This is a genomic window from Rhodococcus sp. (in: high G+C Gram-positive bacteria) (assembly GCF_049286785.1).
In the GTDB taxonomy this organism is placed as follows: domain Bacteria; phylum Actinomycetota; class Actinomycetes; order Mycobacteriales; family Mycobacteriaceae; genus Rhodococcus_F.
Window position 1 is genome coordinate 1 of the sequence record NZ_JBAQEO010000549.1, and the last position, 2,235, is coordinate 2,235.

2 protein-coding genes are annotated in these 2,235 nt (G+C 64.8%); both read right to left on the reverse strand.

Annotated features, from left to right (window positions below; all coding sequences use genetic code 11):
- Positions 1–763 (reverse strand): metallophosphoesterase (locus WAW17_RS19760; RefSeq protein ID WP_422334617.1); only part of this gene is annotated, 763 nt, incomplete at its 3' end.
- Positions 760–2,136: an ABC transporter substrate-binding protein gene (locus tag WAW17_RS19765; protein ID WP_422334618.1), complete on the reverse strand. Its 1,377-nt coding sequence runs from the start codon at positions 2,134–2,136 to the stop codon at positions 760–762. The genes WAW17_RS19760 and WAW17_RS19765, both read right to left, overlap by 4 nt.
- Between the last annotated feature and the right edge of the window lie 99 nt (positions 2,137–2,235).

Here is a 2,235-nt window from a genome sequence, read left to right on the forward strand (position 1 = left end):
CCACGGAAGTTCCCAGCACGTCGATTCGGCTGAATCCGTACCCGACGACGCCGCGATGGCGGCCAACCGGCGCGATCGGATCCACCCGGTAGGACAGCGCCGGCCCCATCCACACCGGGATCCCGGCGACTGCCCCGGACCCTGTGAGGTGGGAGTGCCCGCACAGAATCATCCGGACGTCCGAGCCCTCGAGAACGGTCTCGAGCCGCCCGGCCTGCTGCAGTCGAAGATAATCGACCGTGGCGACGGGGGAGGGGATCGGCGGATGGTGGAGAACGAGAAGCGTTCCCCGTGCGCTCGGGCGCGAGAGTTCGTCGTCGAGCCACGACAGCTGACTGGGCTCGAGTCGTCCCTCGTGCCGGCCGGGGGTCGTGCTGTCCAGCACCACCACCCGCAATCCGCAAATGTCGTACACACCGTCGTGCGGAGCCGTCAGGTCGCCGTCGTCCGTGTCGATTCCGAGCAGTTCCGTGTGAAATGCCGAGCGTTCGTCGTGATTGCCCATCGCAGAGACGATCTGGGCGTCCAGCTCGTCCGCTGCCGTTTCGACCACGTCCCGCAGTCGTCGGTACGCCTCGGGGTTCCCGTTGTCGCTGAGATCGCCGGAGAGGACGAGTGCGTCGACGTGCTGCCGCGACATGATGATCCGATCGAGCACCTCACGAAGATTCGCCAGCGTATCCACTGCTCCGTGCACGCGCTCGCCAGAACTTCGGATATGGGTGTCGGTCAGCTGGACCACGGTGATGTCGGGGGTACTCATTCGACCGGGAGAAGCGCTGTGGCCTGCTTCTGGGCGGCGTCGAGCGTGGGTTTCGGATCGGCACCCTGGTAGACGATTGCCTCCACCGCGTTCATCATTCCGTCCCGGATCTGCAGATAGTTGTTGCCGGGCATCGACACCCACGGTTCCATCGACTCGAGCTGTTTCAGGTTCGGTTCGAGCAGGGTGTTCTCCGCGGCCCAGGTTTTCAATCCGGACGGGTCGTCCACGAGCCCGGTCCGCAGCGGCAGATAGCCGATGCCCTTCGCGATCGTGACATAGGCCTCTTCGCTCGTGAGGAACTTGATCAGCTCCCAGGAGGCACGCTGCTGTGCCGGATCCGACGCGAAGGTGAACAACGATGCACCCGAGTTGGTGGCAACAGCAGGCTTTCCGTCGAAGGTCGGCATGGTGGTCGAGCGCAGATCCCACTTGCCTTCGGCGCCCTTGACGAACGTGCCCTGGATCGCGCTGGTTTCGAGGATCATGCCCATCTCGCCGCGGGCGAATGCTTCGTAGCCCTGCTTCTGGCTGAGCTTCGGGGTAGCACCCGACTCGACCAGTCCCTGTGCCATCTCGGCCACCTCGACCACGGGGTCCTCGGCGAAGGCCAGGGACGAGCGGTCCTCGGAGATGACGCGTCCGCCGTTGGAACGGACGAGGCTTTGGAAGCACCAGTCCTTGGAGGTCTTGGTCAGGCAGTCGATGTAGACGCCGCCCTTGCCGGTTTTCGAGGTGATCGCGGCGGCCGCGTCCGCGACCCCGCCCCAGGTGGTGGGGGGTTTCGCGGGATCCAGCCCGGCCTGCTCGAAGAGCGTGGCGTTGTAGTAGAACACCGGGGTCGAGAAGACGAAAGGAACGCCGTAGGTGGTGCCCTCCCAGTCCGCCAGGGTCCGTGCGGTGGGTGCATAGGGGTGCTTCTCGCCGTCGAAGTTCGCCTCCACGGCGTCCTTGCCGACGAGGCTGTCCAGCGATTTGGCGCCGAGCTGATGAATGGTGAAATCGAGGTCACTGAATCCGAGCTGTGCCACGTCCGGCGGGGTGCCGGCCACGGTCTGACTCTGGATGCTCGAAATCGTGTCGGTAGCGGGGTTGGGGCTGTTGCCCTGTGGCTTCTGCGCCGTGACCGTGATGTTCGGGTGCTGCCGGGAGAACTCGTCTATCAGCGCGTTGAAGGTGTCCGTCCATGCTCCCGCCAAACCGTAGTTGTAGCTTTCGAACACGATCGAAACCTTCTGATCCGGCGACAGTTCAGGTCCCGGATCGGTACCCTCCGCCTCCGAACCAGTGGTCGTGCTCCCGAGTCCGCCGCAGGCGGTCAGGACCAGGGCGCCGGCCAGCAGCGCTCCCAGCCCGGGCAGGGTCTTCTTCACGGTGGTTCTCCTGTTGCTTGTATCGGTCGAGGCCTGTTGCGTGAATCGGTCGGGGATTGTGGAGCTGTCGGTGCTCAGGCAACCGACAGCGAGGCATCG